The organism is Kitasatospora sp. NPDC093558 (assembly GCF_040683475.1).
GTDB lineage: Bacteria > Actinomycetota > Actinomycetes > Streptomycetales > Streptomycetaceae > Kitasatospora.
In genome coordinates this window covers 1-3,856 of sequence record NZ_JBFBDY010000590.1, presented here as the reverse complement: position 1 = coordinate 3,856, position 3,856 = coordinate 1, and the positions used below count along the sequence as shown (strand labels likewise).

The 3,856-nt window shown below is 72.7% G+C and carries 5 protein-coding genes; all 5 read right to left on the bottom strand.

The features are described from left to right. Positions 1 to 4: 4 nt before the first annotated feature. The gene (locus AB0O00_RS32055) at positions 5 to 325 is read right to left on the bottom strand and encodes a multidrug efflux SMR transporter (protein ID WP_363657764.1); all 321 of its coding nucleotides are present in this window, start codon (positions 323 to 325) and stop codon (positions 5 to 7) included. 7 nt (positions 326 to 332) lie between these two features. Further along, a complete protein-coding gene (locus AB0O00_RS32050) occupies positions 333 to 1,007 on the bottom strand; it encodes an HAD family phosphatase (RefSeq protein WP_363657762.1) in 675 nt (224 codons plus the stop codon). A 52-nt stretch (positions 1,008 to 1,059) separates the two neighbouring features. Further along, complete coding sequence (locus AB0O00_RS32045) at positions 1,060 to 2,145, bottom strand: ABC transporter ATP-binding protein (RefSeq protein WP_363657760.1); 1,086 nt, start codon at positions 2,143 to 2,145, stop codon at positions 1,060 to 1,062. Between the two features lie 34 nt (positions 2,146 to 2,179). Next, positions 2,180 to 2,923 carry an ABC transporter permease subunit gene (locus AB0O00_RS32040; RefSeq protein WP_363657765.1) on the bottom strand — a complete coding sequence of 248 codons (744 nt, stop codon included), beginning with the start codon at positions 2,921 to 2,923 and terminating at the stop codon, positions 2,180 to 2,182. 65 nt (positions 2,924 to 2,988) lie between these two features. Further along, positions 2,989 to 3,856: ABC transporter permease subunit (locus AB0O00_RS32035; RefSeq protein ID WP_363657758.1), on the bottom strand; the 868-nt coding region annotated here is incomplete at its 5' end.

Genomic DNA, 3,856 nt, shown 5'->3' with positions numbered 1-3,856 from the left:
AGACTCAGTGGCCGCCCTTGAGGTTGAGCACGACCACGCCGACGATGATCAGCGCGATCCCCGCGATCTGGAGCCTGCCGAGCGACTCGCCGAAGGCGACGACGCCGATCCCCGCGACCGCCGCCGTTCCGGCGCCCGACCAGACCGCGTACGCGACCGAGACCGGGATGTGCTTCAGCGCGCGGCCGAGCAGGGCGAAGGAGAGCACGTAGCCGACGGCCACGCCGACGCTGGGCCAGAACTTCGAGAAGCCCTCGGTGAGCTTGAGGCAGCTGGTCGCGCAGACTTCGCTGAGGATCGCGAGGGTGAGGAGGAGGTAGGGCATGCCGGGCTCAAACCGTCTGGCGGGTGCCGAGCTTCCCGAGCAGGGGTAGATCCGCGTTCTCCAGGCTGTCGAGCAGCGTGATCCGGGCGCCGTCCGGCATCGGCGTGGCCGTGGACGGGACGGCGAGCACGGCGCAGCCGGCCGCGCTGGCGGAGGCGACGCCGGTCGGGGTGTCCTCGACGGCGACGCAGGTGGCCGGGTCCAGGCCGAGGCGCTCGGCGGCGGCCAGGTAGGGGTCCGGCGCGGGCTTGGTCCGCTCGGTGTCCTCGGCGGCGAGGGTGACGGTGAACCAGTCCCGGCCGATGGTGGACAGGACGAGGTCGACCACCCGGCGCGGGGAGGCGGAGACCAGCGCGGTGGGCACCCGGGCCTCGCTGAGCGCGGCGAGCAGGGCGAGCGCGCCGGGGCGCGGGACCGTCTCGGCGGCGACCTTGCCGGCGAAGGACTCGCCGAGCCGCTCGGCCACCTCGGCCTCGCTCAGCGCGGTGCCGCTGACCCGGTGCAGGTGGGCCGCGGTGTGCTCGACGGCGCGGCCGAGCACCTCGGGGGCGTCCTGGTCGGTGAGCGGGTGGTCCAGCTCGTCGGCGAGCTCGGCGGCGGCCTCCCACCAGAGGTGCTCGGTGTCGACCAGGGTGCCGTCCATGTCGAAGAGGACGGCGGCGGGCAGTGCGGATTCAGGCATGGCGGTACCTTCGGTGGATCATCAGGAGCGGCAGGGAGGACGTCACAGGCTCTCAGGCCGTGCGGCGGTCCACCAACACGGGGCGCTCGGGGAGGGTGAGCTCGGCGCGCGAACCGGCCGGGAGGGCGGCGGCGGCCTCGGTCGGCAGGTCGGCCTTGACCTCGGTGCCGTCGTCCAGGCGGACGGTCAGGCGGGTGACGGCGCCCAGGAAGGACGCGGTGACGACGAGGGCCGGGCCGTTCGCGGACGGGGTCAGCGTGACGTTCTCCGGGCGGACCAGCACCTGGAGCTCGCCGTCGGCCGGCAGGGCGCCGTCCACGGCGTGGCGGCGGCCGAGCACCTCGACGCCCTCGCCGGTGCGGGTGCACGGGATCCGGCTCATGGTGCCGACGAACTCGGCGACGAACGCGGTGGCCGGGCGCGAGTACAGCTCGTTCGGGGCGGCGCACTGCTCCAGGCGGCCCGCGCGCAGGACGGCGACGCGGTCGGCCATCGACAGCGCCTCCTCCTGGTCGTGGGTGACGAACAGGGTGGTGATCCCGAGCTCCTGCTGGAGCCGGCGGATCTCCTCGCGCAGCTGGAGGCGGACCTTGGCGTCCAGCGCGGACAGCGGCTCGTCGAGCAGCAGGACGCGCGGCTGCAGGGCGAGCGCGCGGGCGAGCGCGATGCGCTGCTGCTGGCCGCCGGACATCTGGTGCGGGTAGTGCCCGGCGCGGTGCGGCAGGCCGACGAGCTCCAGGAGCTCCTGGGCGCGCTGGCGGCGCTCGGCCTTGCCCGCGCCGCGCATCCGCAGGCCGAAGCCGACGTTGTCGAGCGCGGTCAGGTGCGGGAAGAGGCTGTAGGACTGGAACACCATGCCCGCGTCGCGCTTGTGCGCGGGGATCGCGGTGATGTCCCGGCCGTCGACGAGGACCTCGCCGGAGTCGTGCTGCTCGAAGCCGGCCAGGATGCGCAGCGCGGTGGTCTTGCCGCAGCCGGACGGGCCGAGCAGGGCGAGCAGTTCGCCCGGCTGGACGGTCAGGTCCAGGCCGTCGAGGGCGGTGGTGGCGCCGAACGAGCGGCGCAGGGAGCGGAATTCGACGGTCGCGCCGCCGGTGGCCGGGGCCTTGCCGGTGGCGGTGGCGGTAGCCGTGGTCATGGGGGAGGTACTCCTGGGAAGCGGGAGGGGCGGATCAGGACCGCGCGGCCTTGCGGCCGCGGCCGGCGGCGGACATCAGCAGCAGCACGAGCCAGACGATCAGCAGGCTGAGCATCGACACGGCGACGGACATCTGGCCGTCGCTCTTGCCGTTGGAGTTGATCCACACCGAGAAGGGGGCGAAGCCGAGGATGGAGGCGGTGGTGAACTCGCCGAGCACCAGGGCGACGGTGAGCACGGCGGCGTTCAGCAGCGCGCTGCGCAGGTTCGGCAGGACGACGGTGAACACCGCGCGCAGCCAGCCGGCGCCGCAGTTGCGGGCGGCCTCGACCAGGGTGACCACGTCCACGCCGCGCAGTCCGGCGTCGATCGCCCGGTAGGCGAACGGCAGCGCCATCAGTACGTAGGCGATGATCAGGACGATCGGGAACTGCGGGTCCTGGATGGCCACGATGGTCTGGAAGAACGGGGTGTCCTGGAGGTAGTCCGGGCCCCAGCGCAGCACGCCGATGATGCCGGTGGTGAGGGCGACGACCGGGACGACCAGCGGCATCGAGCACATGACCTCGATCACCGGGCCCAGCTTCGGCGCGCCGAGCCGGGCGGCGAGCACCGCCGGGACGAGCAGGAGCAGCAGCACCGCCACGGTGACGGCGGCCAGTTCGAGGCTGAGCACCAGGCTGTCGGTGAAGCCGGGGGCGTTCAGCAGCTCGGTGTAGGCGCGGAAGGTGGTGCCGCCCTTGTTGTCGTCGACGCTGAACCACAGCGAGGCGGCCATCGGCACCGCGAAGTAGATCCCGCAGAGCAGCAGGACGAGGCCGCGGCCGAAACGGATGCGGTTGATCAGGCGAGCCACTTGGCACTCCGGCGCTGAAGGGGCAGGTACACGGCCATCACCAGGCAGGCGACCACGATCATGTCGAGGCCGAGGGCGAGGGCGAGGTTGCCCTGGCCGACCAGGACGTTGCCGGACAGCGCGTCGCCGATCTGCATCGAGATCAGCGGCACCGAACTGCCAACCATGGCCTCGGCGGTGGCGTACGCGGCGAAGGAGGCGCCGAACAGCAGCACGAAGCCGCCGAGCAGCGAGGGCAGCAGGACGGGCAGTGCCACGTGCATCCAGTACTGCAGGCCGGTGGCGCCGTTGTTGTACGCGGCCTCGCGCCACTGGGCCTTGAGGCCCTCCAGGGCCGGGGTGATGGTGATGACCATCAGCGGCACCAGGAAGTACAGGTAGACCACGGACAGGCCGGAGAAGGTGTAGAGGTTCCAGCCGTGCTTGGTCAGGCCGAGCTTCTTGGTGACCTCGCCGGAGTTGCCGAGGGTGGCGACGAACATGAAGGCCAGCGGCACGCCGCCGAAGTTTGCGAGCACGCCGGAGGCGGACATCACGGCCTCGCGGAAGGCGCGGAACCGGGAGGTCGCCACGGCCTGGGCCAGCGGCAGGCCGACCACGGTGGCGATCAGCGCGGTCAGCAGGGAGAGCTTCACGCTGCCCCACAGGGCCGTCGCGTACGCGCCCTGCAGCGAGCCGGTGAGGTTGTCGGTGGTGAAGGTGCCGCCGCCGTCGGGGGCGTCCGAGGAGGTGGTGAACGCGCCGATGGCGATCGCGATGGCGGGCAGGCCGAAGCCGATCGCGAAGAAGAGGATCAGGGGGAGGGCGGCGAGCCAGGCGCGGCTGCCGCCGGCCCGGCGCTTGGCCGGGCGGGGC

Bases quoted from the DNA above. Each gene is read 5' to 3' on its own strand.
- AB0O00_RS32055 (WP_363657764.1), bottom strand. From the start codon at position 325: ATGCCCTACCTCCTCCTCACCCTCGCGATCCTCAGCGAAGTCTGCGCG.
- AB0O00_RS32050 (WP_363657762.1), bottom strand. From the start codon at position 1,007: ATGCCTGAATCCGCACTGCCCGCCGCCGTCCTCTTCGACATGGACGGC.
- AB0O00_RS32045 (WP_363657760.1), bottom strand. From the start codon at position 2,145: ATGACCACGGCTACCGCCACCGCCACCGGCAAGGCCCCGGCCACCGGC.
- AB0O00_RS32040 (WP_363657765.1), bottom strand. From the start codon at position 2,923: ATGGCCGCCTCGCTGTGGTTCAGCGTCGACGACAACAAGGGCGGCACC.